1 protein-coding gene is annotated in these 733 nt (G+C 41.6%); it reads right to left on the reverse strand.

Annotated elements, in window-relative coordinates:
* Positions 1–178: 178 nt before the first annotated feature.
* Positions 179–733 (reverse strand): transposase (locus AB1L08_RS22435; protein ID WP_413066784.1); only part of this gene is annotated, 555 nt, incomplete at its 5' end.

Here is a 733-nt window from a genome sequence, read left to right on the forward strand (position 1 = left end):
GAATCAATTTCATAATTGCTCTTTATAAAAATTTAATCTTATCCCAGATGAAAAAAAGTACTGCTATGTTTATTTTTCGTTTTAACTTTGAAATTTAGCAATAACAAACTAAGCCCCCCATATTTTCATTTTTTTCAAAGGGCGACCAAAAAAAATCTGTCTTTATTTGAGAATAAAGTTATGCAGTTTGTTGGTTTAACGATGCATTGATACGGTCGGCAGCCAGTTTTGACGCATTATAAACTAGCGTTACAAGGTCAAAATGAACCTTCGCTCGTTTCCCCGTGCGGTAGCGGACATTGTTGAGCTGGAAATATTCTTTAAGATAGGCGTTGACTCGTTCCACAGCGGTACGTCGCTTATATATGGTCTTCCAGGCTTGGGAGCCCCGGGCGGGCGCTGTATACCTTCTAAGGTCCGTGGTCACCTTCACTTTGTACACTTTCTGGCAAAGGCCTTCATTAGCGAGCGGACATTCTTTGCATTCTTTTGGCCGGGTGTATTTTAAGGTTTCATATTTCGGATCAAAGCTGTCATACCGATAGGAATGTTCCCTAAAGCATGTGGGCGCGAAATGTTTATCAAAACCGACCGGTTCAGGCTCATTGCGCTTATTATACGCAATCACAGACTGATGCCCCATCCGATGGACCTGGGTATAAATGGGTTCAAAATCGTATCCTGCATCCATCGTTTCATAGCGCAAAGTAGAGAGTTGTACACGTTCATCAAT

It is taken from the genome of Siminovitchia jepli, assembly GCF_047228825.1.
Taxonomy (GTDB): Bacteria; Bacillota; Bacilli; order Bacillales; family Bacillaceae_C; genus Siminovitchia.